This is a genomic window from Streptomyces sp. NPDC050704, from assembly GCF_040654355.1.
Lineage (GTDB): Bacteria > Actinomycetota > Actinomycetes > Streptomycetales > Streptomycetaceae > Streptomyces.
This window is the reverse complement of the sequence record NZ_JBFAHW010000001.1, coordinates 177,769-204,048: the sequence shown is the minus strand read 5'-3', so window position 1 is coordinate 204,048 and position 26,280 is coordinate 177,769. Positions and strand designations below refer to the sequence as shown.

At 70.7% G+C, this 26,280-nt stretch carries 25 protein-coding genes; 12 read left to right on the top strand and 13 right to left on the bottom strand.

The window, feature by feature from the left end; translation table 11 throughout:
• Positions 1-45: 45 nt before the first annotated feature.
• A complete protein-coding gene (locus tag AB0I18_RS00885) occupies positions 46-957 on the top strand; it encodes a helix-turn-helix transcriptional regulator (RefSeq protein ID WP_363103170.1) in 912 nt (303 codons plus the stop codon).
• 98 nt (positions 958-1,055) lie between these two features.
• On the opposite strand, the gene AB0I18_RS00880 is transcribed toward AB0I18_RS00885, so the two are convergent.
• The 4 genes from AB0I18_RS00880 to AB0I18_RS00865 form a co-directional block, all read right to left on the bottom strand.
• A complete protein-coding gene (locus AB0I18_RS00880; RefSeq protein ID WP_363103169.1) occupies positions 1,056-1,826 on the bottom strand; it encodes an antibiotic biosynthesis monooxygenase in 771 nt (256 codons plus the stop codon).
• A 64-nt stretch (positions 1,827-1,890) separates the two neighbouring features.
• Positions 1,891-5,241 (bottom strand): S8 family serine peptidase, encoded by a 3,351-nt coding sequence (locus AB0I18_RS00875; protein ID WP_363103168.1) that lies wholly within the window; start codon positions 5,239-5,241, stop codon positions 1,891-1,893.
• 259 nt (positions 5,242-5,500) lie between these two features.
• Positions 5,501-6,757 carry an Ig-like domain-containing protein gene (locus tag AB0I18_RS00870; RefSeq protein ID WP_363103167.1) on the bottom strand — a complete coding sequence of 419 codons (1,257 nt, stop codon included), beginning with the start codon at positions 6,755-6,757 and terminating at the stop codon, positions 5,501-5,503.
• A gap of 223 nt (positions 6,758-6,980) precedes the next feature.
• Positions 6,981-7,322 carry a hypothetical protein gene (locus AB0I18_RS00865; RefSeq protein ID WP_363103166.1) on the bottom strand — a complete coding sequence of 114 codons (342 nt, stop codon included), beginning with the start codon at positions 7,320-7,322 and terminating at the stop codon, positions 6,981-6,983.
• Positions 7,323-7,432: 110 nt separating this feature from the next.
• Between AB0I18_RS00865 and AB0I18_RS00860 the strand changes: the two genes are divergently transcribed.
• Positions 7,433-7,762, top strand: coding sequence for an LPXTG cell wall anchor domain-containing protein (locus tag AB0I18_RS00860; protein WP_363103165.1), 330 nt, complete (start codon positions 7,433-7,435; stop codon positions 7,760-7,762).
• Positions 7,763-7,804: 42 nt separating this feature from the next.
• On the opposite strand, the gene AB0I18_RS00855 is transcribed toward AB0I18_RS00860, so the two are convergent.
• Positions 7,805-8,398 carry a TetR/AcrR family transcriptional regulator gene (locus tag AB0I18_RS00855; protein WP_363103164.1) on the bottom strand — a complete coding sequence of 198 codons (594 nt, stop codon included), beginning with the start codon at positions 8,396-8,398 and terminating at the stop codon, positions 7,805-7,807.
• 116 nt (positions 8,399-8,514) lie between these two features.
• Here AB0I18_RS00855 and AB0I18_RS00850 point away from each other — a divergent pair, with 116 nt between their 5' ends.
• Positions 8,515-9,429 carry an oxidoreductase gene (locus AB0I18_RS00850; RefSeq protein WP_363103163.1) on the top strand — a complete coding sequence of 305 codons (915 nt, stop codon included), beginning with the start codon at positions 8,515-8,517 and terminating at the stop codon, positions 9,427-9,429.
• 35 nt (positions 9,430-9,464) lie between these two features.
• On the opposite strand, the gene AB0I18_RS00845 is transcribed toward AB0I18_RS00850, so the two are convergent.
• Complete coding sequence (locus tag AB0I18_RS00845; protein WP_363103162.1) at positions 9,465-9,941, bottom strand: ATP-binding protein; 477 nt, start codon at positions 9,939-9,941, stop codon at positions 9,465-9,467.
• 185 nt (positions 9,942-10,126) lie between these two features.
• Between AB0I18_RS00845 and AB0I18_RS00840 the strand changes: the two genes are divergently transcribed.
• From AB0I18_RS00840 to AB0I18_RS00830, 3 genes are all read left to right on the top strand, one after another.
• Positions 10,127-10,978: a helix-turn-helix transcriptional regulator gene (locus AB0I18_RS00840; RefSeq protein WP_363103161.1), complete on the top strand. Its 852-nt coding sequence runs from the start codon at positions 10,127-10,129 to the stop codon at positions 10,976-10,978.
• A 13-nt stretch (positions 10,979-10,991) separates the two neighbouring features.
• Positions 10,992-11,183, top strand: coding sequence for a DUF397 domain-containing protein (locus AB0I18_RS00835; RefSeq protein WP_363103160.1), 192 nt, complete (start codon positions 10,992-10,994; stop codon positions 11,181-11,183).
• Between the two features lie 213 nt (positions 11,184-11,396).
• A complete protein-coding gene (locus AB0I18_RS00830; protein WP_363103159.1) occupies positions 11,397-13,574 on the top strand; it encodes a glycosyltransferase in 2,178 nt (725 codons plus the stop codon).
• 4 nt (positions 13,575-13,578) lie between these two features.
• On the opposite strand, the gene AB0I18_RS00825 is transcribed toward AB0I18_RS00830, so the two are convergent.
• From AB0I18_RS00825 to AB0I18_RS00810, 4 genes are all read right to left on the bottom strand, one after another.
• Positions 13,579-15,246, bottom strand: a complete 1,668-nt coding sequence (locus AB0I18_RS00825) for a DEAD/DEAH box helicase (RefSeq protein WP_363103158.1) — start codon at positions 15,244-15,246, stop codon at positions 13,579-13,581.
• 124 nt (positions 15,247-15,370) lie between these two features.
• Positions 15,371-15,574, bottom strand: coding sequence for a cold-shock protein (locus AB0I18_RS00820; protein ID WP_053661143.1), 204 nt, complete (start codon positions 15,572-15,574; stop codon positions 15,371-15,373).
• A gap of 221 nt (positions 15,575-15,795) precedes the next feature.
• Positions 15,796-17,334, bottom strand: coding sequence for a histidine ammonia-lyase (gene hutH, locus AB0I18_RS00815; protein ID WP_363103205.1), 1,539 nt, complete (start codon positions 17,332-17,334; stop codon positions 15,796-15,798).
• A gap of 95 nt (positions 17,335-17,429) precedes the next feature.
• On the bottom strand, positions 17,430-18,572 hold the full coding sequence (locus AB0I18_RS00810) for a diguanylate cyclase (protein WP_363103157.1): 1,143 nt from the start codon (positions 18,570-18,572) through the stop codon (positions 17,430-17,432).
• A 175-nt stretch (positions 18,573-18,747) separates the two neighbouring features.
• Between AB0I18_RS00810 and AB0I18_RS00805 the strand changes: the two genes are divergently transcribed.
• On the top strand, positions 18,748-19,578 hold the full coding sequence (locus tag AB0I18_RS00805; protein WP_363103156.1) for an enoyl-CoA hydratase-related protein: 831 nt from the start codon (positions 18,748-18,750) through the stop codon (positions 19,576-19,578).
• A 138-nt stretch (positions 19,579-19,716) separates the two neighbouring features.
• Positions 19,717-20,424, top strand: a complete 708-nt coding sequence (locus tag AB0I18_RS00800) for a hypothetical protein (protein ID WP_363103155.1) — start codon at positions 19,717-19,719, stop codon at positions 20,422-20,424.
• A 28-nt stretch (positions 20,425-20,452) separates the two neighbouring features.
• Here AB0I18_RS00800 and AB0I18_RS00795 read toward each other — a convergent pair whose 3' ends face one another.
• A complete protein-coding gene (locus AB0I18_RS00795; RefSeq protein ID WP_363103154.1) occupies positions 20,453-21,736 on the bottom strand; it encodes an adenylate/guanylate cyclase domain-containing protein in 1,284 nt (427 codons plus the stop codon).
• 250 nt (positions 21,737-21,986) lie between these two features.
• On the bottom strand, positions 21,987-22,856 hold the full coding sequence (locus AB0I18_RS00790; RefSeq protein WP_363103153.1) for a biotin--[acetyl-CoA-carboxylase] ligase: 870 nt from the start codon (positions 22,854-22,856) through the stop codon (positions 21,987-21,989).
• Positions 22,857-23,004: 148 nt separating this feature from the next.
• On the opposite strand from AB0I18_RS00790, the gene AB0I18_RS00785 reads away from it, so the two are divergent.
• The 4 genes from AB0I18_RS00785 to AB0I18_RS00770 all read left to right on the top strand — a co-directional run bounded on the left by AB0I18_RS00785 (position 23,005) and on the right by AB0I18_RS00770 (position 25,743).
• Complete coding sequence (locus AB0I18_RS00785) at positions 23,005-24,603, top strand: acyl-CoA carboxylase subunit beta (RefSeq protein ID WP_363103152.1); 1,599 nt, start codon at positions 23,005-23,007, stop codon at positions 24,601-24,603.
• Positions 24,604-24,633: 30 nt separating this feature from the next.
• Positions 24,634-24,840: an acyl-CoA carboxylase epsilon subunit gene (locus tag AB0I18_RS00780; protein WP_363103151.1), complete on the top strand. Its 207-nt coding sequence runs from the start codon at positions 24,634-24,636 to the stop codon at positions 24,838-24,840.
• A gap of 73 nt (positions 24,841-24,913) precedes the next feature.
• Positions 24,914-25,042 carry a hypothetical protein gene (locus AB0I18_RS00775; RefSeq protein ID WP_363103150.1) on the top strand — a complete coding sequence of 43 codons (129 nt, stop codon included), beginning with the start codon at positions 24,914-24,916 and terminating at the stop codon, positions 25,040-25,042.
• Positions 25,043-25,122: 80 nt separating this feature from the next.
• Positions 25,123-25,743 carry a nucleoside triphosphate pyrophosphatase gene (locus tag AB0I18_RS00770; protein WP_363103149.1) on the top strand — a complete coding sequence of 207 codons (621 nt, stop codon included), beginning with the start codon at positions 25,123-25,125 and terminating at the stop codon, positions 25,741-25,743.
• Between the two features lie 18 nt (positions 25,744-25,761).
• Here the strand turns inward: AB0I18_RS00770 and AB0I18_RS00765 are convergent, their stop codons facing one another.
• Positions 25,762-26,250 carry a hypothetical protein gene (locus AB0I18_RS00765; RefSeq protein ID WP_363103148.1) on the bottom strand — a complete coding sequence of 163 codons (489 nt, stop codon included), beginning with the start codon at positions 26,248-26,250 and terminating at the stop codon, positions 25,762-25,764.
• Positions 26,251-26,280: the final 30 nt, after the last annotated feature.

Sequence of the window (26,280 nt, the reverse complement as noted above, 5' to 3'; positions counted from 1 at the left end):
TGGCGGGGGCAGGTTCGTATGCGTACGACCGTGAATACTGAACGTATGGAAAAGCAGCCCTCTCAGGAGTCCGCGGGCGACGCGGGACACCCGCTGGACCGGCGCGCCGAGCTCAGCGAGTTCCTGCGCAGCCGCCGGGCCCGGCTCAAGCCGGAGGACGTGGGGCTGCCGGACTTCGGGCGGCACCGCCGGGTACCGGGGCTGCGCCGCGAGGAGCTGGCGCAGCTGGCCGGGGTGTCCGTGGCGTACTACACGCGCCTTGAGCAGGGCAACGGGCGGAACGTGTCGGCGGAGGTGCTCGACGCGATCGCGCGCGCCCTGCGGCTGACCGGGGCCGAGCACGCGCATCTCACGCATCTCGCGAAGCCGAAGCAGCACAAGAAGAGGCCGTCGACGCGGCCGCAGCAGGTGCGGGTGGCGTTGCGGGAGCTGATCGACACCTTCGACAGTGTGCCCGCGTACGTCGTGGGGCGGCGTTCGGAGATCCTCGTCTGGAACCGGATGGCCGCGGCCGTCTTCGGCGACTGGGCGGAGATGCCGGCTCAGGAGCGGAACTGGGCGCGGATGGTGTTCCTCAAGCCCGAGTACCGCGACCTGTTCGTGGAGTGGGACCAGAAGGCGTACGACATCGTGAGTTTCCTGCGCATGGACGCGGGCTGCCATCCGGACGATCCGCGTCTGTCGGCGCTCGTCGGGGAGCTCTCCGTGAAGAGCGAGGAGTTCCGGCGGCTGTGGGCCACGCACGACGTCAAGGAGAAGAACCACGGGGTCAAGCGGCTGCGGCATCCGCTGGTCGGTGAGCTGAACCTGTCCTTCGAGTCGTTCCGCCTCCTCGACGACGACGAACAGTCGATGGTCACGTACCACGCCGAGCCGGGTTCCCCATCGGCGGAAGCGCTCCGCTTGCTGGCCAGCTGGGGCAGAGACGCAACCCGAGCTGGCACGGCGGCGCCGTAGGCTGAAAGGCTGGGGCGCAGCCCCGCCTTTCAGGGGCGCGGGGAACTGCGCGACCAGCCACAACGAACCCGCACCCGACAACGCACCCCAAAGGTCCGTCACGGCTGGTACGGCGGAGCCGCTCCCCACGTCCACTTAGGTACCGGCTGCTCCGCCGGAGGCACCGCGTCGGGACCGGAGAAGTACACCGCCAACCGCGTCCCCCACTCCGCATAAGCAACGAACGCCGAGCGGAACTCGGCATCCGTCGGCAGCCCCGCCTCGTCCGCCGCGTCCTGGAGCAGGTTCACCCAGCGACGCCGCTGCACCTCCGTGATGTTCCGGCCGAGGTGCTTGGCGACCATGTGCCCGTGCCCGCCCTGCGTCTCGGAGTACGCCGCCGGACCGCCGAAGACCTCCCCGAGCCACAGCGCGACATGGGACGCGTGCTCGGGCGCGAGGCCCGCGAAGACCGGTGCGAGGACGTCGTCCTTGAGCACCTTGTCGTAGAAGACCTCGGTGAGCCGCGCGAAGCCCTCGGCGCCGCCCGCCCACGCGTACAGCGTCGGCACGGACGCGCCCGTGCCCCGTACCGTCGTCGGCTTGTAGTGGCGCATCTCCTGGATGCTGGGGATGTACGGACGGATCTCGGCGAGGAAGTCCGGGAACAGCTCCGACTCGCGGAAGCCCGCCATGTGGTCCTCGGTCGACGTCCAGGTGATGCGGAGCACGAAGTGCTCGAAGTCCTCTTCGCAGCGGGCCAGTTCGTAGTCGACACACTGCGGCGCCGCCGCCAGCAGGGCCGCGGCACGGGTGTAGGCGGACAGGAACTCCGCGGACTGCTCTTCGGGAATGCGGTACCGGATGTATTCGACGGTCTCTGCGGTCATCCGCCCACAGAAACACGGAAGCCCCGCCGGAGGCTGTACCTCCGGCGGGGCTTTCGCTAACGGCTCACTTGCCGTAGTAGGCGTTGTAGATCGAGAGCGTCGACTTGTTGCCCTTCTTGTCGGCGATCTTGGCGTGGAACGAGATGCCCTTGCCCTTGGCCGGGTTCTTCACCTCGATCTTGCCGTTCTTGACGGTGACCTTCTTCCAGGTCTTGCCGTAGTCGTACGACACGTACACCGCCAGCGACTTGAGGTTCCGGCCGGCTGCCGAGCCCTGCACGGTGACCGGGACGGAGACCTTCTTGCCGGCCGTGACCTTGCCGTCCAGGCCGACGGCCGCGTTGAAGCGGACCGTCGAGGTGGGCAGGTTGGCCGCGGTGACCTTCTTGGAGCGGAACGTCCAACTGGCGTCGATGCGGATGGAGGCCGCCGCGACCTCGGCGCTGCGCTTGACCGAGGTGGTCAGCCTGTACTCGGCGTCGCCGGCCGGGACCGTGAACGCCTTCATGCCGATCAGCGGGTCGTCGTTCGAGCCGACCTTGGTGCCGTTGCGGTACAGCGTCGTGTTCACCGAGGAGAAGAGCGACTGGCCCGCGTGCGTCTTGCCGTCGGCGAACAGCGGCAGGGAGCCGTAGATGTAGTCGCCCTCGCGGTAGAGGCTGTAGTCCGAGCTGACGCGCGGGCCGAAGACGGCCGTGTTGAACGTCTTCTCGTACTTCTTGCCCGCCTTGAAGGTCTGCGGGTTGCCCAGCGTGTAGAAGGCTTCGAGGATCGGGAAACCATCCGCGTCCCTGCCGCCGTACTGCTCGAACTCGAGGCCCCACTTGATCTTCTCGCCCGTCGACACGTGCAGGGTCCGGGCTCCCGGCAGCTTCTGCTCGAAGGCGACGCCGAAGGTGTAGTCCTCGGGGAACTCGCCGATCGGGACGAGCCCACCGGTCTTGCCCGCGGTCGAGGAACCGAGGTTGTTCTTCACCGTGGCGAACTCGCTCGCCTTGAAGTGCCGGACCTTGTCGCCCTGGAACCTCTTGACCTTGGCCGTGGTCGCCGCGTCGTACTCGGCGTTCGCGCCCTTGGTCCACTGGCCGCCCCAGGTCTGGGTCAGACCGGTGACGTCGGCGCCGAGGTGTGCCACGCGCAGGTCGGCGAACGAGCCGAGGCCGGTACCGAGCCCGAAGCCCGCGGGTTCGTACAGGTACGAGACCATCGCGGAGAGCGGCTTCGCCCCGGCGTCCGGCACCGTGATGTTCGCCGCCTTGGTCTTACGGGCGTCCAGGGTCACCGAGACGTTCTTGGTGACGCTCAGCTTGGGCTGGAGCAGCCAGTCGAGGCCGCCCTCGAAGGTCTCCAGGTCCTTCGCCACCCAGGCGTCCAGCAGGTACGTGCCCTTGGGGACGCGCATGGTCACCGTGCCGGAGCCTTCCGGCGCGGTGAAGCTCCGGTCCTTGCCCAGGCCGGCGTAGCCGAACAGGTCGGTGAGGTAGCCCGGCGCCGGCTGACCGTCACGCCCGATGTGCTTGAGGGTGACGTCGTACGACTCCACCTCGCGCTGCACCGCCGCGGCCGTGCGCACGGTCTGGCCGCCGCCCGTCGCGGTCACGTACGCGGAGTACGCGCCGTCGACCGTGCCGCCCAGCCTGGAGTTGACCGTCAGGTCGGCGGAGGCCTCGCCGCCCGCCGGGACGGTCAGCGTCTTGGCGCCGAGGGTGAAGAAGCCGGCCGGGGCGGCCTGGCCCTTCGGGTTGGTGGCCGTCACCGCGAGGTTCAGCGTGACGTCGGTCGTGCCGAGGTTCTTGTACGTGACCTTCTTGGTCTCCGGGGTGTCGTCCGTGTGCGGCCACTGCTGGACGCCGAAGCTCGCGGAGACCGGGGTGGAGATCACGGTCTGCTTGATGGCCTTGTCGACCTGGATACGGCCCGAACCCTGCTGGAACGGCGTGTACTTGCCGCCCTTCGTGGAGCCGGCCAGCGCGCCCTTGAGCTCGGTGTACGTCCACTCCGGGTGCTGCTGCTTGAGGATCGCCGCCGCGCCCGCGACATGCGGGGTCGCCATCGACGTACCCGAGATGGTCAGGTAGCCGGCCGGCTTCTCGCCGACCTCCTGGGCGATGACGCTGCCCGCGGCCGAGGCGGCTGTGGTGTCCACGCCGGGCGCGGTCACGTCGGGCTTGATGGCGCCGTCGAGGCCGGGTCCTGTGCTGGAGAAGGGGGCCAGCTTGTCCTTGTCGTCGACGGCGCCCACGGTGAGCGCTTCGGCCGCGCTGCCCGGTGAGCCGACCGTCTGCTCGCCGAACTCGCCGGAGTTGCCGGCGGCGATCGCGAAGAGGATGCCCTTTTCCTTGGACAGTTTGTTGACCTGGGCTTCCATCGGGTCCACCTCGGGGGTGTCGCCGCCGCCCAGGCTGAGGTTGATGATGTCGGCGCCCTGTTCGGCGGCCCAGTCCATGCCCGCGATGATGCCCGAGTCGTCGCCGGATCCGTCGTCGCCGAGGACCTTGCCGTTGAGGAGCTCGGCCCCCGGGGCGACGCCCTTGTACTTGCCCGCCGACTTGGCGCCCGTACCGGCGGCGATGGACGCGACGTGCGTGCCGTGGCCGTACTTGTCGGCCGTGGTGGCGGCGGTGGAGAAGTTCTTCGCCGCGACGACCTGGTCCTTGAGGTCCGGGTGGGTCGCGTCGACACCCGTGTCCAGGACGGCGATCTTGACGCCCTTGCCGTCGTACCCGGCGGCCCACGCCTTGTCGGCGCCGATCTGCTTGACGGACTTGTCGAGGCTGGCCTTGCGGACTCCGTCGAGCCAGATGTGGGCGACGCCGGACGCGGCCTTCGCGCCGCCGCTCCGGTCGTCGGTGACCGCGGACCACAGGTCGGCCGCGTCGTCCTTCGGCGCCAGCACGGCATCGGCGTTGAGGGACTTGAGGGTCCGGCGGACCTTGCCTGCGTCGCGTACGTCCGCCTTCGCCGCCGCGGCCGTCCCCTGGTAGCCGATGATCAGCTTGAGGCCCTGCTGCTGTGCCTTGCGGGTCGCGGCCTTGTTCAACTCGGTGATGTCGAACAGCCGTCGGTCGAGTTTGCCGCCGGCTATCAGCCGTGCCGCGTCGGCCGGGATGACCAGGGTGTGGCCGTCGGCCTTGCGGATCTGGACCGGGATGTCCTCGCGGCCCTTGGCCCGGTCCAGGCCGACGACGCGGCCCTTGGCGTCGACGATCACCCGGTCGCCGGTGATCAGGGTGATGTGGTGCTTGGGCGCGGTCCGTGCGGCCGCTCCGGCGACCGCGGGCTCCGCTTCCGCCCCTGTCGCTGCTGTCCCTGCCCCCGCCTCCGCCGACGCCGGGCTGGTCATGCCCGCCGCCAGGGCCACGGCTGCCGCCGTGGCGATCGTGGCCACGCACGCTCTCTTCACTTGTCTGCTCAAGTCTCCCCCTGGAGATGAGATCCGGCTGAACTCCGTTCACCCGGCAGGGGGCAGTCCCGTACGCATGGTCGTGCGTAACCCCCCGGAATACTCAGTATGCCGGGGGGTCAACACGTGCTCAATAGTGAGGTAAGAGTCGAGAATTGACGCAGCGGAACTTCTCCTGTGTGGACCGGTTCTCCGCTGAGACCCCTGTGACAACGCCGAAGGCGGTCGCTCGTACGAGCAACCGCCTTCGGGACGAGAGGAGTTCGGTCGGTCAGGCCGCCGAACCGGCCTTCCAGGCCGCCCAGTCCAGGTTCCAGCCGTTGAGGCCGTTGTCCGGGGCGATGGTCTTGTCGCCGGTGTTCCGGACGTCCACGACGTCACCGATGATCGAGTTGCTGAAGAACCAGCCACCCGGGGTGTTCGGGTCGTTGGCGCCCTTCGTGTCCGACAGGCCCACGCAGCCGTGGCTGGTGTTGACGCTGCCGAAGATGGACTTCTCGCCCCAGTAGTTGCCGTGGATGAACGTGCCGGAGCTCGACAGACGCATCGCGTTCGGTACGTCCTTGATGTCGTACTCGCCCTTGCCGTCGTCGTCCGTGAAGCCCACGGTCGCGCCGTTCATCCGGGTCTCCTTGAACTTCTCGGAGATCACCATCTGGCCCTGGTACGTCTTGTTCTCGGGCGAACCGGCGGAGATCGGGATGGTCCTGATCGTCTTGCCGTCCTGCGTGACCTTCATGGTCTTGGTCTTGGCGTCGACGATCGAGACCTGGTTGCGGCCGATCTTGAAGGTGACCGTCTTCTGCTGCACGCCGTACACGCCGCTCGCGCCCTCGACGCCGTCGAGGTTCAGCTTGAGGGTGACGGTGGAGCCGCCCTTCCAGTAGTCCTCGGGGCGGAAGTCGATCCGGTTGGCGTTGAACCAGTGGCCGACGACCTCCTGACCGCTGGTGGAGGAGACGGTGATCCCCTTCTGCACATCGGCCTTGTTGGTGATCGCCTTGTCGAAGTTGATCGACACCGGCATGCCGACGCCGACGGTGGAGCCGTCCTCCGGCGTGAAGTTGCCGATGAAGCTGTTGGCCGGGGAGACCGTCGTGAACGACGCGTTCTCGTGGGCCGCACGCCCCTCAGAGTCCTTGGCCGTCACGGCGACCTTGTAGGTGGTGGCGCGTTCGAGCTGGGCGGCGGGCTTCCAGCTCTTCTTGTCCGCGGATATCTGGCCTTCCACGGCCGTGCCGGACGCCGTCTCCATGGTCACGTCGGTCAGCGTGCCCTTGGTCACGGCGACGGCCGCGTCGTTGTTGATGGAGGCGTTGTCGGTGCCGTCCTTGGGCGTGATCTTGATCTGCGCCTCGGAGGTCTTCTTGGCGGCGGCCTCGTCGACCTTCGCCTGTGAGGTGCCGTCACCCCCGTCGTCCCCGCCCTTGGCGCTGTCGCCGCCTCCGCTGCACGCAGAGAGCACCAGCACCCCGCCGAGCAGTGCGGACGCGACCGTCAGGCCCTTGCGCCGCTTACTGTCCGTCATCACACGCTTCTCCATCGTTGCCGAATCCCCAAAACCCCGAGAGTCCCCGTAACACCTGTAAACGCTACGACCGCTTCGTCCCGTTCCACAGCTGTCACAGGTGTGGGGCACACCACGTCGATCTCCATCGATACGGCAGGTGCGGGTGTCGGTCACTGCGTCCCTTGAGACGACAGAACCCCGGGCGGCGGTTGCCCCCCGGGGTCACGAATTCCCAAGGACGTCAGCCGACCTCTTCTGCCCCGTCTCCGGCGTCATCATCCTCGTCGAGGTCCCAATCCGGCGAATCGGGGTCGTAGTCGATCTGCTCACTGCTCCAGGATGCCTGCGCGAGGTCGACCCCGGGCACCTGGCTGACCAGGTCGAACGGGTCGACGAGGTACGCGATGGCTTCGGCAGTGTCTTCCGTCACTGCGCTCTCGGCGTGCGCCCGCTCGTCGCCGGGAATCTCGGGGTCCTCGGCGATCCGCCCCAGTGCGGTCTTGGTGAGGGCGTTCTCGTCCTCGACCTCGACGACCAATTCGACGCGCAACCGCACAAAACGTGATGTCTCAGAAGTGCTCATACGTCGGAGCGTACGACTCATGACCACCGTGACTTTCCCGTGACCCGCACCTTTCACTAACATCGCCCCACACGGCCAATTCGCCAGCGTCACAAGGGGATCGATATTCCGTGTCCGCACGCCGCTCGTTGCTGACCGCCACCGCCGCGGGGACCCTCCTGGGTGCCCTGTGGTTCGTCCCGTCCGCCAACGCGACCGGGGACGAGCCGACGGCGGACGGAGCGCGGACATCGGCGTCCACGGTCCTGCGAACCAAGGCCGAGACCGTCGCCGAGACCTCGTCCGAAACCGCCTCGACCTCGACAACCCGTACGACCCAACTCGCCGACACGGGAAGCTTCGACACCACCCCGTACGTGGTCGGCGGCACGCTGTTCCTGAGCCTGGGGGCGGGGTTCGTCGTGTACTCGGTACGACGGGAGCGTATGGCCGCCTACTGAGGCGGGGACCGCGAACGGGCGAGTTGCGCGTGCGGGCGGGGTTCAGCGGGGCTTGAGGCCGTGCAGCAGGTGGTGGATCAGGTCCTCGGTCATGCCGAAGGCCTCGTCCGCGTCGAGCAGGCCGCCCGCCGTCAAGGCGGCGATGCCGTGGAGCGTGGCACCCATGAAGAGGGTGAGGCGTTCCGGGTCGCCCTCGACGACCTCGCCGTGCCGTTGCGCGTCCGCGATCACCCGCCCGAGGGAGCCCACCGACCGGTCGACCCCGGCGGCCATCTGCTCGGCGGCCTCGGGTTCGTGCTTGCGGGCGTACATGAGCGCCAGCAGCTCGGCGTTCTCGGTGGCGAAGGCGAGGTAGGCGCGGGCGAGGGCGGTCAGGCGGGGCTGGAGCGGGAGCGCGGGGTCGTAGGCGGCGGCCAGGACCTCGGCCAGCCGGTCGTAGCCGGCCAGGGCCAGGGCGTCGAGCAGGGCCTGCTTGTCCTTGAAGTGGCGGCCGGGGGCGGCGTGGCTGACGCCGGTCTCGCGGGCCAGTTCGCGCAGGGACAGGGAGCCGACCCCCTTCTCCCGCAGGGTGCGCTCCGCGCTGTCCAGCAGGGCCGAGCGCAGGTCTCCGTGGTGATAGGGGCGGCTTTCAGGCATGTGGGCCACTGTATCCCGATGTTGACGGCGTCACCTTTGTAGGCATCGTAATCTTTGTAGGCACCGACACCATTGTAGCCATTGCCATCATTGTTGCTAGCGTCTACATTGAAGTCATGGCAACCGAAGAGAACAAGAAGTGGAACGTGACCCTCCTCCCCGACCTCACCGGCCGCACCGCCGTCATCACCGGTGCCAACAGCGGTATCGGCCTGCGGGCCGCGGACGCGCTGGCCCGCTCCGGCGCCCATGTGGTGTTCGCCGTACGGGACGTGGACCGGGGCCGCGCGGCGGCGGCGACGGTGACCGGCAGCACGGAGGTACGCCGTCTGGACCTGGCGGACCTGTCCTCCGTACGGGAGTTCGCGGACGCGTGGGAGGGCCGCTCCCTGGCCCTGCTGATCAACAACGCCGGCGTGATGATGCTCCCGCGGCAGCGCACGCGGGACGGCTTCGAGATGCAGTTCGGCACCAACCACCTCGGTCACTTCGCGCTGACGAACCTGCTCCTGCCGTACGTCACCGACCGCGTCGTCACCGTCGCCTCCGGCGCCCACCGCTGGGGCGGCGCCACGATCAACTTCGACGACCTGAACCTCGACGCCGACTACACCCCGCGGGGCGCCTACGCCCAGTCAAAACTGGCGAACCTGCTCTTCACCCTGGAACTCCAGCGCCGCCTGACGGAGTCGGGTTCCCCGGTCCGCGCCCTGGCCGCCCACCCCGGCTACGCGGCCACCAACCTCCAGAGCCACTCGGGCAGCGCCGTCATGCGCGCCTTCATGCAGTTCGGCAACAGGGTCTTCGCCCAGGACGACCGGGCGGGCGCCCTGCCCACCCTGTACGCGGCGACGGCGGACCTCCCCGGCGCGAGCTACGTCGGCCCGGACGGAATGGGCGAGATGCGCGGCGGACCGACCCTGGTGGGACGCACCGCGGCGGCGAGCGATCCGGTTACGGCCCAGCGGCTGTGGACGGCGTCGGAGAACCTGACGAAGGTCGGCTTCCCGGCAACACACGCGGGCCTCTGACCGGCAGTGGACACAACGACCCGTCCCCGTTGCCGTCATGCCGCGACAGCATGACCGGCGGGGCGCGGACCGAGCTCACACCACAGCAGCTTCCCGCCCCGCCCGAAGAGACAGCCGCCCCACGCGTCCGCGTAGTGGCATACGAGGAACAGGCCGCGCCCGCCATCACCCTCAACGGGGACAGGGGCAGGGATGGGGCGGAGCGGGCCGGGACGCCGGTCGAACGGTGGTGGGATGTGCGGGTTGGCGTCCCGGACGCCGATGCGCAGCCGCCCGTCGCCCAGACCGCGCAGACGGAGGGTCGCGGCGGCGGTGGAGTACCGGTAGGCGTTGGTGACGAGCTCGGAGGTCAACAGTTCGGCGGCGTCGGTGACATGGGCCAGGCCGTGCCCGGCGAGGACGGCGCGCAGGGTAACGCGGGCGATGCGCGGGGCGCGGGGATCGTGCGGAAGTTGGAGGGCGTAGGCCCAAGATGCGGACGCTTCGGACTTCGACGGGGATACGGTGACCATGAACGCCTCCTGCGGTGGGGGGACTTGGATTCACTCGACGGGGCCTTACTGGCGGGGCCAGTTGAGCGGCTTGGGACTCACCGTAGAGTGCAGACCCTGAAGGTTTTGCAGATGAGAGCAAAACGTTCAGGGATTTACTTCGTGTGAGTGACCACTACGTCAGGTGTACGGAACGGAGCGAGGGCATGGCACCGAGGAGGGCACCGACCGCGCGCCGACTCCGCCTCGGCACTGAACTGCGCCGACTGCGCGAACGTGCGGGCATGACCGCCGTTGAGGCCGCCCGCACCTTGGGCACCACGCAGGCCCAGATCAGCAACATCGAGGCCAACCGTTTCGGTGTGAGCGCAGATCGTGTGCGCACCCTCGGCGTTATCTACGGCTGCACGGACGATGCGCTGGTCGACGCCCTGGCCGACATGGCCGCCGACCGCACCCGCGGCTGGTGGGAGGAGTACCGCGACATCCTGCCCTCACCGCATCTGGATCTGGCCGAGATGGAGCACCACGCCGCCGCGCTGCGCGTGGCCCAGGTGATCAATATCCCCGGCCTGCTCCAGATCCCCGAGCACGCCCGCGCACTCTTCCGCGAAGCGGTCCCGGCCCTACGGCCTCACGAGATCGAGCACCGCGTCTCCCACCGCATCAAGCGTCAGGTCGTTCTGTTCCGCGAGCGGCCTGTCCCGTACATCGCGATCGTCCACGAAGCCGCCCTGCGCATGCAGTTCGGCGGCCGTGAAGTGACACGGGCCCAGCTGGACCACCTCATCGAGGTGAGCGATCAGCCGAACATCACTCTCCGGGTCATCCCCTTCGACGGCACCTCCTTCCCGACCGCCGGCCATGGCCTTGACTACGCCCATGGTGCCGTCATCGCCCTCGACACCGCGCAGCTGGACACCAGCCACGGCAGCGAACTCATCGATGCCGCCGGAAAGTTGGAAACGTACAGACTGGTCTTGGACCGCATGGAGCAAGTAGCCCTCCAGCCCGTCCCCTCCCGAGATCTCGTCCACCGCATCGCCAAGAGCGTCTGAGGAGAGCCACCCGGTGATTGACCTCAACTGGCAGAAGTCCACCTACAGCGAGTCCGGCTCCTCCTGCGTCTACCTCGCCACCACCCCCACCGGCACGATCCTCCTCCGTGAGAGCGACGACCCCGAGGTCGTCCTCACCGCACGCCCCCACCAACTCGCCGCGCTCATAGCCACGCTGCGCCACAGCGGAGCGAACCCCGCCTGACAAGCCGCGTGTCGACCATTTCGCGTCATCTTTCGGGAGAGGCTTGGCGTGTGGTCCGGGGAGCTGCTTACAGTCCGTACGGCTCGTGCAGGAATGTCGCGTGGCCATCCCCCCAAACCTGCGGACTCCAGACCCCACATCCGGCGCCCGCACGTCCGGGCGTCAAGGCACTCCCCTGTCGCTGTCCGTACCGCCTGAACAGGGATTGCCGTCGTGAAGTTCAGCTTCCTCCTCCACAACGCGTACACCATCGGCGGCACCGTCCGCTCCACGTTCAACCTGGCCGGCGCGCTCGCCGCGCGGCACGAGGTCGAGATCGTCTCGGTGCTCCGGAGCGCGGAGAAGCCCCTGCTCGGGGTGAGCGGCAAGGTGCGCATCGTGCCGCTCACCGACGAGCGGCCCGACGCGCCGACGTTCGACGGCGGGAACCCCCTCATGGCACGGCCCTCCGGGGTCGTACCGCCCACCGAGGTCCTCGCGCACCGCTATACCGAGCTCACGGACGAGCGGCTCCGCCGGTTCCTCGACGAGACCGACGCGGACGTCGTGGTGGCGACCCGCCCGGCGATGGTCGTCTTCCTGGCCGAGCACGGCTCGCGGCGCTACCTGCGCATCGGGCAGGAGCACCTGTCGTACGACAATCACGAGCCCGGCGTGCGCACGGCGCAGAACGCGGCGATCGAGCGCCTGGACGCCTTCGTCACCGTCTCCGCCCAGGACGCGGCGGACCATCGCGCGCACCTGCCCGGGCTGCGGACGCGGATCACCGACATCCCGAACGCGGTGCCCAGACCGAAGGCGGAACGCTCCGACGTCCAGGCCCCGTTGGTGATCGCCGCGGGACGTCTGATGCCGGTCAAGCGGTACGACCTGCTCATCGAGGCGTTCTCCAAGGTCGTCGCCGTCCGTCCGGAATGGCGGCTGCGGATCTACGGCCGGGGACCGGAGCGCGCCCGCCTGCGCACCGCCATCGACGAACTCCGGCTGAACGACCACGTGTTCCTCATGGGAGCCCACTCGGCGATGGAGACCGAGTGGCCCAAGGCCTCCGTCGCCGCGGTGAGTTCCGAGTGGGAGTCCTTCGGCATGACGATCCTGGAGGCCATGCACGCCGGCGTCCCGGTGGTCGCGACCGACTGCCCGCACGGCCCCGGCGAGATCATCACCCACGGCTCCGACGGACTGCTCGTGGCGCCGGGGGACTCGGACTCGCTCGCCGCCGGGCTGCTGAAGCTGATGGACGACCCGGACCAGCGGCGCCTGATGGGCGAGTCCGGCAGGGCGACCGTCCAGCGGTTCGCGCCGCGGCTGATCGCGGGCGAGTACGAGCGGCTGGTCGGCGAGTTGCGGGAGGCCAGGACCTCGACGGCGACGAAGATCACCCGCCGGATGCGCCGCGCGTTCGGCACGCTGCTGCCGCACGGCTCCCGCCCTCGCCGTACGGAAGCGGCGGAAGCGGCGCCTTCACCGGGTGCCCTGCCGCGTGCCGACGCCACGGCCCCGCCGGTGACTCCGGCCGCGGACGACGGCCGGCCACGCGCCCTGCGCCCGAAGGGCGGCTGCACGACCGACTCCGCCGGCGGCGTACGCGTCGCGGTGAACCCGTCGGGGGTGTCCGGTGAGAGCCTCACCCTGGTACTGCGGCACCGGCACGGTGACGACCACGAGGTCCGCGTACCGCTGGAGCGGCCGGCCCGCCCGAAGGCACCCTGGTCGGCGGAGCTGGCCCCCGGGCGGCCGGCCTTGGCCGAGGGCCGCTGGGACCTGCACGTCGAGCGCGCCGAGGACGGCGTACGGCGCCGCGTCAGGGCCGGACTCGTCGAGCAGCGCGGTCTGTTGGGCGCCGTGCCCCCGGCGGCCGGCGAGGCCGTCGCCTGGTGGATCCCGTACCCGACCAAGGACGGCTACCTGGCCCTACGGACCTTCCGCCGCCCCTCCCACGCGGAAGCCACCGCCCTGCGCACCGAGGACGGCTCCCTGCACGTGGAAGGCATGCTCCACGGAGCCACGCTCGGCGCGGGCGCGACGCTGCTGGGCGTCTCCCGCCTCGGGACGGCACACGACTTCGCGACACCGGCGGAGTCGACTGAACCGACTGAGTCGGAGGAGTCGACCGGTGGACGGACGTTCCAGGCCCGCGTCACGTCCTTGTCCCATCCCGTCGATGCGGAGAAATCGGTGTGGGACCTGTTCTTACGCCCTGCCGAAGCCGCCGAACCCGTACGGGTGGGACGGATCTTCGGCGACATCGTGGACCGCAAGGACACGGACAAGTATCCGAGCACCGCACTCACCACGCAGGCAGTGACAGCGGAAGCGGCAGCGGACCGGCAGGTGCGGGCCCGCTTCTTCATCACCGTCACCAACGACCTGGCGATCAGCGCCACCTGACCTGCTAGGCCGTCCGGCGGCCGCCTCCCTGGCCACCGCGCGTACCGCGGTTGCCGCCGCCGGTACCGGCCGAGCGCGCACCCGCGCCACCGCGGCCACCACGCGCACCAGCACCGGACCCGGACCTGGCACCGCCGGCCGCACCCGCACCGGACCGGGCGCCTCCACCGGCACCCGCGCCGGACCGGGCACCGGCCGCGGCCGCCCCACGTCCGCCGCCACCGCCGCCACCGCGTCGCGTCCGGGACTTCGCCTGCGGCTGGGCGGCCACCGGCTCGGGCACGGGGATCACGACCGGCACGCCGGACGGCTCCCGCGCGCCGGTGATCCGTACGAGCTCCTCGTCGCTGGACTTGATACGGACCGTCCGCGGGCTGATCCCCGCGTCGGCCATCAGCTGGGTCATCTCGCGCTTCTGCTCCGGCAGGACGAGCGTGACCACGCTGCCGGACTCGCCCGCGCGGGCGGTACGGCCGCCGCGGTGGAGGTAGTCCTTGTGGTCGGTCGGCGGGTCGATGTTCACGACCAGGTCGAGATCGTCGACGTGGATGCCGCGGGCCGCCACGTTGGTGGCGACGAGCGCTGTCACCAGGCCGGTCTTGAACTGGTCGAGGGTGCGGTTGCGCTGCGGCTGGGAACGGCCGCCGTGCAGCGCGGAGGCGCGCACACCGCTCGCCAGCAGGCGCTTGGTGAAGCGGTCCGCCCCGCGCTTGGTGTCGACGAAGAGGATCACGCGGCCGTCGCGGGCCGCGATCCGCATGGCGACGGCCTTCTTGTCGGTCTCGTCGGCGACGTGCAGCACGTGGTGCTCCATCGTCGTCACCGCGCCCGCCGAGGGGTCGACGGAGTGCACGACGGGGTCCGTGAGGAACATCCGTACGAGCTTGTCGATGTTCTTGTCCAGCGTCGCCGAGAACAGCATCCGCTGGCCGTCCGGCTCGACCTGCTTGAGCAGCGCCGTGACCTGCGGCATGAAGCCCATGTCGGCCATCTGGTCGGCCTCGTCGAGGACGGTGATCCCCACCCGTGCGAGGGTGCAGTCACCGCGGTCTATGAGGTCCTTGAGCCGTCCCGGCGTGGCGACGAGCACCTCGGCGCCGCGTCGCAGGTCACCTGCCTGCCTGCCGATCGACATGCCGCCGACGACGGTGGCGAGGCGCAGGTTCACGGCCGTGGCGTACGGCGTGAGCGCGTCGGTGACCTGCTGCGCGAGTTCGCGCGTGGGCACCAGGACGAGCGCGAGCGGCGCCTTGGACTCGGAACGACGGCCGGCCGTGCGGGCGAGCAGCGCGAGGCCGAAGGCGAGGGTCTTGCCCGAGCCGGTGCGGCCCCGGCCGAGGATGTCGCGGCCCGCGAGGGAGTTGGGGAGCGTCGCGCCCTGGATCGGGAACGGCTCGGTCACCCCCAGGGAGGTGAGGGTCTTGGTCAGCGCGGCCGGCATGTCCAGCGCGTCGAAGGACTCGACGGCGGGCAGTGCGGGCGTGAGCGTCTGCGGGAGGGTGAACTCGCGCGGTGCCGTCGACTGCTGGGACGGCTTCTTTCGTGCGTTCCTGTTGCCGCCGTTGACGGCGGCCGCCGGAGCGCCTCCGCGTGCGCCACGAGAACCACGGGAACCCCGAGAATTCGCCGGTCGTTGGCCGGCGGGTCGTTCAGGACGTTCGGATCGAGTCATACAGATCTGGAATTCCTTCCTGGGCCTCACGGGATCCCCGTGCACTCAAAGGCGCACGGACAGCACAAGCCGGGACCCACACCCGAAGGTGCGGGCCCCGGCTCGCGTGATGCGCGTCCCGGAATTAGGCGGGGACGATGTTCTCCGCCTGCGGGCCCTTCTGGCCCTGCGTGACGTCGAAGGAGACCTTCTGGCCTTCCTGCAGCTCACGGAAGCCAGAGGTGGCGATGTTGGAGTAGTGGGCGAAGACGTCGGCGCCGCCGCCGTCCTGCTCGATGAAGCCGAAGCCCTTTTCCGCGTTGAACCACTTCACGGTGCCAGTAGCCATGTCATTTCTCCTTGGATAGGTGGCTCCCATCCGGAAATGACCGGACAAACAAAACGCGCCTGAGAGAGGATTCCTTTCAGGCGCACAAAGTTAATGGGTACCAAAAACGTTTCGTTATGAACCCTAGCACAGGTTCTGGCGGGAGCATCGCCCGGTCGGCGGTGCCCCCGCTCACACATTTCGAGCGCCTTCCAGGACCCTTCCGGACCCCTTCCCAAGCCTTATGCCAGCGGTCCCGTCACGGGTTCCACCGCCGCGACCAGCCGGCCGCCGCGCACGAACGCGTCCGCGGCCGCCAGGTCCGGGGCGAGGAACCGGTCCGGGCCCGGGCCCGCCACTCCGGCGGCGCGGGCGGCGCCGATCGCGGCCCGCGAGGCCGGGGCCGGAGTGAGGCCGGCGCGCAGCTCGACGGCGCGCGTGGCGGCGTACAGCTCGATGGCGACGATGCGGGTCAGGTTGTCGACTGCCGTACGGAGCTTGCGGGCGGCCGACCAGCCCATGGAGACGTGGTCCTCCTGCATGGCGGAGGACGGGATGGAGTCGGCCGAGGCCGGTACGGCGAGCCGCTTCATCTCGCTCACCAGGGCCGCCTGCGTGTACTGGGCGATCATCAGCCCGGAGTCGACGCCCGGGTCGTCCGCGAGGAACGGCGGGAGCCCGTGCGAGCGGTTCTTGTCGAGCAGCCGGTCCGTGCGGCGCTCGGTGATGGAGCCGAGGTCGGCGGCGGCGATGGCGAGGAAGTCCAGAACGTACGCGACCGGGGCGCCGTGGAAGTTGCCGTTGGACTCGACGCGGCCGTCGGGCAGGACGACGGGGTTGTCGACGGCGGAGGCGAGCTCGCGGTCTGCCACCAGGCGGGCGTGCGCCATGGTGTCGCGCCCGGCGCCCGCGACCTGGGGGGCGCAGCGCACGGAGTACGCGTCCTGGACGCGCGGGGCGTCGTCCTGGTGGTGGCCGGTGAGTTCCGAACCCTTCAGCACGGCGAGCATGTTGGCGGCGCTGGCGGCCTGGCCCGGGTGGGGGCGGATGGCGTGCAGTTCGGGGGCGAGGACCCGGTCCGTGCCGAGCAGGGCTTCGAGCGACAGGGCGGCCGTGATGTCCGCCGACTTGTAGAGCATCTCCAGGTCGGCGAGGGCCATGACCAGCATGCCGAGCATGCCGTCGGTGCCGTTGAGGAGGGCGAGCCCCTCCTTCTCGCGCAGTTCGACGGGCGTGATGCCGTGCTCGGCGAGGAGTTCCCCGGCGGGACGGACGACGCCGTCGGGACCCTCGGCGTCACCCTCGCCCATCAGCGTCAGGGCGCAGTGGGACAGCGGTGCCAGGTCGCCGGAACAGCCGAGGGAGCCGAACTCGTGGACGACCGGGGTGATGCCGGCGTTCAGGATGTCGGCCATGGTCCGCGCGACGGACGGGCGTACTCCGGTGCGGCCGGAGCAGACGGTCTTCAGGCGCAGGAACATCAGGGCGCGGACGACTTCGCGTTCGACGCGCGGGCCCATCCCGGCGGCGTGCGAGCGGACGATGTTGCGCTGCAACTGGGCACGGAGTTCCGGGCTGATGTGCCGGGTCGCGAGGGCTCCGAAGCCGGTGGAGACCCCGTATACCGGGTCCGGCTTGGCCGCCAGCGCCTCCACGATCTCGCGGGCCGCGGCGAGCGCCGCCAGTGCCTCGTCGGAGAGTTCGACCCGGGCGCCGCCGCGCGCCACGGCGAGAACGTCGGACGCGGTGACACCCGTCGTCCCCACCACCACAGTGTGCATATCCATATTCAGGAGCGTACGCAGTGAATGCGCCGGTGTCACTAGTGGGGAGCCTGTTAGACCCTTACCTGACACGCACCCCTCTCCCCTTGCCGCTACCTCCGGCCGCGGAACCTCCGGCGTTCGGCGGCCGAGGGCGGGGGCTCGTCGGCCAGCCGCACGACCGGATCGTCGGGGCCCTCACGGCCGGCCACCACGGGCTTCGCGGCGCGTACGGCCTTGGCGCGGTACTGGGCCGCGTCGGCGAGGCGGAAGAGGCGGCGGGCCGAGCGGACCGGGCCGATCGGGTCCTCGGTCGAGGCGACACCGCACGCGACACCCTCGCCGAGTTCCATCTCGTCGGCCCGGCGGCAGAGTTCGTCGGCGACCCGGACCACCTCGTCGGCGGGCCGGCCGACCGACAGCAGGCAGAACTCGTCACCGCCGAGCCGCGCGGCCAGCGCGCCCGGCAGCATCGCCCCGCAGAGCGACAGCACCGAACCGAACCGTTCGAGCAGACGGTCGCCGACCGCGTGCCCCTGGGTGTCGTTGACCCGCTTGAGGCCGTTCAGGTCGCAGACCACGAGGCTCACGACGACGCCCCGGTCGCGGTGGCACTCGATCGCCTCGTCCAGGCGTACGTCCACGGCTCGGCGGTTCGCGAGGCCGGTCAGCGCATCGGTGAAGGCGAGCCGGCGGGCCTCCTCCAGTCGTTCGGTCTGCGCGATCCCGGCGGCGACGACCGAGGCGAGGACGGTCGCGAAGTCGGCGCAGGCCCGGTCGAAGACGGGAGCTCCGGCCGGGCGGGCGACGTACAGCTCGCCCCACGCCCGGCCGTTCAGCACGATCGGCGCGACGACGCAGCAGCCCCGGCCGCGTCTGCGCAGCGCGGCGACCCGCTGATGGCAGTACTCGGCACGGCCCGCGGCCGGCCCGTCGGCCGTCTCGACCCAGGCGTTGGGCTCGCCGCCGCCCACCCAGCGCTCGTGCAGGAACTCCGTGATCGCCGGGAACTGGTGCACGGGGTACGCCTCGTCCTCCGGGAACTCCTCCTCGCCCGGCGCGCGCTCCCCCACGTTGGCCAGGACGCGCAGCCGCCCCAGTTCCCGCTCCCACACGGACAGCGCGGCGAAGGTCCCGCCCAGCGCCCGGCAGGCCCCGGCCGCCGCCGCCCGCCACGACTCCCGCGGGGTGTGCGCGGCGGCCATACCCTGCGCCAGCGCCACCACGGCCCTCAGCCGCACATCGTCACCACCCATCACTCCAGGTTAGGTAGGTTTGCGATGGTTTGGGAGATTGATGCGGCGAACAGGGGTCCGGACACGCCCTCGGGCGCGGTCGGCGGAGGACCCGAGGGCCGGGCCTTTCCCCGGCGGGGTCCGGCTGGAATGATCGGGGCGAGGGAAGTTAACCCACGTTAACCGGGAGGGTGTCATGGCGGAGCAGGGCTCGGAACGGGACGCGGCGCAGGACGAGGCGCAGCGGTTCGGGGAGTACGTCGCGGTGCGGCGCCACGGGTATGTCGCGGAGCTGGCCCTGGACCGGCCCAAGGCCATGAACGCCGTGTCCACGGAGATGGCCCGCTCCCTCGGCGCCGCCTGCCAGGCCCTGGCCGCCGACCGTGACGTACGCGTGGTCGTGCTGACCTCCACCCACGAGCGCGCCTTCTGCGTCGGCGCCGACCTCAAGGAGCGCAACTCCCTCACGGACGCCGAGCTGGTCCGCCAGCGCCCGGTCGCGCGGGCCGCGTACACCGGCGTACTGGAGCTGCCGATGCCCACGGTCGCCGCCGTGCACGGCTTCGCGCTGGGCGGCGGCTTCGAGCTCGCCCTGGCCTGCGACCTGATCGTGGCGGACCGTACGGCCGTGGTGGGGCTGCCCGAGGTGTCCGTCGGCGTCATCCCCGGGGGCGGCGGTACGCAGCTGCTGCCCCGCCGGGTCGGCGCGGCCCGCGCGGCCGAGCTGATCTTCTCGGCGCGGCGCGTGGAGGCCGCCGAGGCACGGGAGTTGGGCCTGGTCGACGATCTGGTCCCGGCGGGCCAGGACCGTACCGAGGCCCTCGCCCTGGCCGCCCGCATCGCCGCGAACTCGCCCGTCGGCCTCCGCGCCGCCAAACGAGCCCTGCGCCTCGGTCACGGCCTCGACCTGCGCGCGGGCCTGGAGGTCGAGGACGCGGCCTGGCGCTCGGTCGCCTTCTCCGGCGACCGGGCGGAGGGGGTCGCGGCCTTCAACGAGAAGCGCACACCGGAGTGGCCGGGCGAGTAGCCCCGGGCAGGCAAGGGTGGGCAACTCCTCGTTCGAGTGATCCGCTCCCCAACTCCCCCCGAACCGCCCCAGGCCGCGCATAACCTGCGCACCGCGACAGCGCGCCGGGGGGCGCCCTCGCATCGGGGAGGGATCTGCATGCACGACTCGGCGACGAATACAACGAAGACGACGAAGACACAGCCGGTCACCTGGGCACCGCCGACGGAACCGACCCCACCGGAACCCGTTCTCGGGCGACCGCGGGGGCGCCACCGCAAGCCCCGGCCCCGGCGTGTGCTCCTCGCGGTCGGCGGGCTGGCACTGGCCGCGGGCGCGCTGGGTCTGATGCGGCTGGGGTCCGCGCAGCCGGACGCGGGCGGCGGCGTGGAGGCCTTGGACATCGAGCCGGGTGTCGCCGGTTCCAGCGGGGACACGACTCAGGACAACGCCGGGACCGTGGCCTCGGACGCGCCCACGGCAGGCGCCTCCCCCTCGCCCACGGCGCCCATGGGGAGCGCCGGGCCGACAGCGGACTCAGGGCCTGCGGAACAAGCGGGACGAGCGAGTCAGGCAAGGCAAGCGGGTCAGGCGGGCCGGGCGGGGCAGGGAGGGCAGGCGGGTCGGTCAGGAGCGGGAGCCGCGTACCCCACGGCCACGTCTTACGGCACCGCTCCGGGCACGCTTCGGGACGTCACCGGCCGGCCGACGGAGGCGGCCCGGCAACCGGCCCCCGAACCGCCGGCCGCCACCGCCTCGGCACCGGCCCCGCTCCCCACCGGCACGGCCCAGCCTCCGACCACGAACCCGCGGCCCCCGGGCCTGTGCGTACCGATCGTGGGCCTCTGCCTCGACGACGGCCGGTAGGGCCTGACGACTCAGGAGTTCCGGCCGCTCAGGAGTTCCGGCGACTCATCAGCCAGGGCTCGACCACGCCCAGGCCGCGGACCGCCCGCTGCCACATCGGCTGGAGCGTGAAGCGGTAGACCGGCGGCTCCTCGCCCTCCTTCTCGGCGGCGGCCGCCTCCTCCGCGGCCTCGGCCTCCGAGGCGGGCGCGTCGCCCGTCCGGGTGAGCTCCTCGGCGAAGGCTCCGTCGACCAGGACGGCGTCCTTGGGAGCTATCGAGGTCAGCCGGGACGCGAGGTTCACGGTCGTACCGAAGACATCACCCATACGGGTGGTCACGGTGCCGAAGGCGATGCCGACCCGGAGTTCGGGCATCGTCTCGTCGTTGGCCATGGTCTCGATCAGGCGCAGGGCGATCTCGGCGGCGACGCCCGCGTCGTCGGCCGCGTACAGCACCTCGTCACCGAGCGTCTTGATCAGGCGTCCGCCGTGCGCGGCGACCAGATCGGCGGCCGTGGTCTCGAAGGCCTCGACGAGCTCGCCGAGCTCCTCCTCCTCCATGCGGCGGGTCAGGCGCGTGAAGCCGACGAGGTCGGCGAAGCCGACGGCGAGCCGCCGGTCGACCATCTCCTCGTCGTCCGCGGCCTGTACGACCCGGCCGGTCGCGGCGGCGAGCTGGCGCCGCCAGACGTAGACGAGGAACTCCTCCAGCTCGGGCAGCAGCAGTTCGACGAGGGGGTACGTCACCTCGGTGCGCGTCATGCCGGGTTCCGGGGGCTCGGTCAGGCCCTCCAGGAAGGAGTCGATCTGCCACTCGGCCAGCCGGGCGGTGGTCTGACCGGTGGAACGGGCCACCTGGATGGCCATCGCCTCACTGAGCAGGCCCGCCTCGACGAGACCGGCGAGGCGGCGCAGCGCGAGAACGTCCGCCTCCGTCAGCGCCCTGGCCTGGCCGATGTCGGCGAAGCCCATGGCCCGCCAGAAGCGGGTCGCCAGCTCCACGGATACGCCCGCGCTGCGGGCCGCCTGGAAGGGGGTGTAGCGCCGCTCGGCGCCCAGGATGAGCTGTTCGAGCCGGAGTGCCAGCGGATCCTCGCCGGAGCTGGTGGCAGCCGCCTCCGCTCTGGACTGCGGATCCGTCCGGTTCTGCTGGTCCGCCCGGCCCTGCCGGTCCGCGCGGTCGGGTGCCTCCACCCGCGCCTCCACCCGTGCGTGCGCCTCGGCCCGGTCGACCCGTGCGGCCTCGGTATCGGCGACAGACCCGGCGGTACGCCCCGGCTCGCCGTCGGAGGCGGGGTTACCCGTGCCGGAGCCCGTGTCGTCGACGGTCACGCCTGCTGCCCTTCCGATCTGCCGCGGTCAGGTATCGACCGGCCTCAACGATACGGCAGGTGTGCCGTGGCTCACTCCCGAGTGCCGAGGCCCGACTGCCGGTGGCCCACCCCTCAGGCGTACGCCGGGTGGTCCGCTCCCTGTCGTACGGCCCGTACGTGCCCCGTGCTCATCATCCGAGGCCAGATACCTCGCGTACCCCTCTCGTCACCACAGTCACTTCTCACCCGAAGGTCCCTTATTACCTCAATTACCCCGTCGGCCTCAGGTGCACGATGTCCCCCGCACCCACGGGCTGCTGCACGCCCTCCGCCGTGGCCAGCACCAGCCGGCCGTCCCCGTCGACGGCCACCGCCTCACCGGTGATCGACGTGTCGCCGGGCAGTTCGGCCCGTACGACCCGTCCAAGAGTCGCGCATCCGGCGGCGTACGCCTCCTGGAGTCCGGACGCCGCCGGGTCGCCCCCGGCATCGCGCCACTTCAGGTACCAGTCCTCCAGGGAGCGCAGTACAGCCCGCAGCACGGGGTCGCGGTCCGTGGTGACCGCTCCCGCCAGTGCGAGCGATCCCGCGCCGGGCACGGGGAGTTCGTCCTCGCGCAGGGTGACGTTGATGCCGATGCCGACCACGACACCGTCGGAGCCCGCGCGCTCGGCGAGGATGCCGCCGGCCTTGCGCTCCTCGCCGCCGATGGTGAGCAGCAGGTCGTTGGGCCACTTGAGTGCTGTGTCGACGCCGGCCGCGCGGGACAGCGCGGTGGCCGTGGCGACCCCGGCGAGCAGCGGCAGCCAGCCCCAGCGCTCGACGGGGACCCCGACCGGCTTCAGCAGGACGGAGAAGAAGAGGCCCGAGCGGGCGGGTGCCGTCCACTGACGGTCGAGGCGCCCCCGCCCCGCGTCCTGCTCCTCGGCGACGAGGACCGCGCCCTCCTCCGCCTCCCCCTTCGAGGCGAAGGCGACGAGATCGGAGTTGGTGGACCCGGTCCGGGACACCACATCGACATCGCACCAGAGCCCGTCGTCCCGCACGAGCGCGCGGCGCAGGGCCGCCGCGTTGAGCGGCGGACGGTCCAGGTCGGACCACCGATTGCTGTTCGCGTCTGAGTCATCTCGCGGCGTCATGCAACCCAGACTAGGTGTGGTAAACGCCGCACTGCCGAACGGTAGGCACGCCATTACGCTACGGATGAGTAGCCGTCCCCCCTTCTGAGCGCCTCATCCTCAGGTCCCGTCGAACGTCCCCACTGAGCAGGCAGGGAGCCGCATCCCGATGTCCGAGCCGGAACAGCAGCACGAGATCGACATCCACACCACCGCGGGCAAACTCGCGGATCTGCGGCGTCGCATCGAGGAGGCGACACACGCCGGTTCGGCACGTGCCGTCGAAAAGCAGCACTCCAAGGGCAAGTTGACGGCCCGTGAGCGGATCGAGCTGCTGCTGGACGAGGGCTCCTTCGTGGAGTTCGACGAGTTCGCCCAGCACCGCTCGACGGACTTCGGTCTGGAGAACAACCGCCCGTACGGGGACGGGGTGGTGACCGGTTACGGCACGGTGGACGGCCGCCCGGTGGCCGTGTTCTCACAGGACTTCACGGTCTTCGGCGGCGCCCTGGGCGAGGTCTTCGGGCAGAAGATCATGAAGGCGATGGACTTCGCGCTGACGACCGGCTGTCCGGTCATCGGCATCAACGACTCGGGCGGCGCCCGCATCCAGGAGGGCGTCTCGGCGCTCGGCATGTACGGCGAGATCTTCCGCCGCAACACCCATGCCTCGGGCGTCATTCCGCAGATCAGCCTGGTCGTCGGCCCGTGTGCGGGTGGCGCGGTGTACTCGCCCGCGATCACCGACTTCACGGTGATGGTCGACCAGACCTCGCACATGTTCATCACCGGCCCCGACGTCATCAAGACCGTCACCGGCGAGGACGTCGGCTTCGAGGAACTGGGCGGCGCCCGCACCCACAACTCCACGTCCGGCGTGGCCCATCACATGGCGGGCGACGAGAAGGACGCGATCGAGTACGTCAAGTCGCTGCTGTCCTACCTCCCGTCGAACAACCTCAGCGAGCCGCCCGCCTTCCCGGAGGAGGCGGACCTGGCGCAGACGGACGAGGACCGCGAGCTGGACACGCTGATCCCGGACAGCGCGAACCAGCCGTACGACATGCACACCGTGATCGAACACGTCCTGGACGACGCCGAGTTCTTCGAGACGCAGCCGCTGTTCGCGCCGAACATCCTCACCGGTTTCGGCCGCGTCGAGGGCCGCCCGGTGGGCATCGTCGCCAACCAGCCGATGCAGTTCGCGGGTTGTCTTGACATCAACGCGAGCGAGAAGGCGGCGCGGTTCGTCCGTACCTGCGACGCCTTCAACGTGCCGGTGCTGACCTTCGTGGACGTCCCCGGCTTCCTCCCGGGCGTCGACCAGGAGCACATGGGCATCATCCGCCGCGGCGCGAAGCTGATCTACGCGTACGCCGAGGCCACCGTCCCGCTCATCACGGTCATCACCCGCAAGGCCTTCGGCGGCGCCTACGACGTCATGGGCTCCAAGCACCTGGGTGCCGACCTCAACCTCGCCTGGCCGACCGCCCAGATCGCCGTGATGGGCGCGCAGGGCGCGGTGAACATCCTGCACCGCCGCGCGATCGCGGCGGCCCCCGCCGAGGAGCAGGAGGCCACCAGGGCCCGCCTGATCCAGGAGTACGAGGACACGCTCCTCAACCCCTACACGGCGGCCGAGCGCGGCTACATCGACGCGGTGGTCCTGCCGTCCGACACCCGCTCCCACGTCGTACGGGGCCTGCGTGCGCTGCGTACGAAGCGGGCGTCCCTGCCGCCGAAGAAGCACGGCAACATCCCCCTGTAGGACACCGCAGGACACCAGTTGGGAGCGGTCATGATCAAGGTCGTACGGGGCAATCCGACCCCGGAGGAGCTGGCCGCCGCACTGGCGGTGGTCCGGGCCCGCGCCGCGGCGGTGGCCACCGCCCCGTCCGGCGCGGCCCGTGAGCCGGACGCCTGGGCGGACCCGGCCCGGCTGGCGCAGCGGCGCCTGCCGGCGCCGGGCCCGAGCGCCTGGGGCCGCACGTACTGGCCCGGCTGAACCGGACCTGTCCGGTCAAGTTGAGTACGCGTACTCAGGCGCCGGGGCCCGTCGCGGAGTGACCATCGATGGCATGTTGTGGTCCGACCCCGAGAACGAGCCCCCCAAGGAGCTCCGCGACATGCAGGCCATGCTGCGGCGCGCGGGCGTTCTTCTGGCGTTGGCCATGATCCTGGCGATGATCGTGCTCGGCGCCATGTGACGCCATGTGAACCGGTCGGCCACGGGCCGTCCGGACCGGTCGGTCACGGCGGGCCCGACGCCCGCCGATACCCTGATCCCATGACTGCTGAGCCACGCCGCCGACTCGTCCTCGCCTCCCAGTCCCCCGCCCGGCTCGGACTGCTGCGCCAGGCCGGACTCGCCCCCGAGGTGATCGTCAGCGGGGTCGACGAGGACGCCGTGACCGCTCCGACCCCCGCCGACCTGGCGCTCGCCCTCGCCGAGGCCAAGGCGTCCGTGGTGGCGGCGAAGCCCGAGGTCAAGGGTGCCCTGGTGATCGGCTGCGACTCGGTGCTCGACCTGGACGGCGAGGCGTACGGCAAGCCCGCCGACGCCGAGGAGGCCACCGCGCGCTGGAAGGCGATGCGCGGCCGCGCGGGCACCCTGCAGACCGGGCACTGCGTGTGGGACACGACGGCCGGGCGGTACGCGTCGGGGGTCGCGTCCACCGTGGTCCGCTTCGGCGAGCCGAGCGACGCCGAGATCGCCGCGTACGTCGCCTCGGGCGAACCCCTGCACGTCGCCGGGGCGTTCACCCTCGACGGCCGCTCCGCCCCGTTCGTCGAGGGCATCGACGGCAACCACGGCAACGTCATCGGGATCTCGCTGCCCCTGGTGCGTAGCCTGCTGGCCGAACTGGGCGTCGGGATCACCGAGTTGTGGACGCCCCGGGAGAAGTGACCGCGGGAGCGGCGGCGTTCAGGAGGCCGAGGGCGCCGGAGCGGCGACCGGGGTTCCGCCGCCGTCGCCCGGTCCTCGTCCGCCGTCCTCCGGCCCCGCGTCGGACACGGCGGGTTCCCGGCGGTCGTACGCCATGAAGATGAGGACGATCAGCCCGAGCACCACCATCATGAACGCGAAGGCGCCCCAGCCCACCAGGCCGACCGTGAAGGCGCCGAGCAGGCCGTGCACCACCGCGGCGCTGATCAGCAGGATGCGGCCGAGGCCTGCGGGGCGCTCGTCGCGCAGGGCGACGCGCAGCGCGACGAAGCCGCAGAACGCGAAGTAGAGGCCGAAGAGCACGCCCGCGGCCTTCGAGGACACGGACATCACGTTCGGGTCGAGTCCCGCCAGCGACATGTCCTGCCGGTCGACGACGACCCCCATGAACCAGTTGAGCAGCGCGATACCGACCCCCTCGACGAAGAGCACGATCGCGGCCACCCACGCCACCGGTCTGCGCACCACCGGTCCACCCACTTTCGACTACCGCCCGGG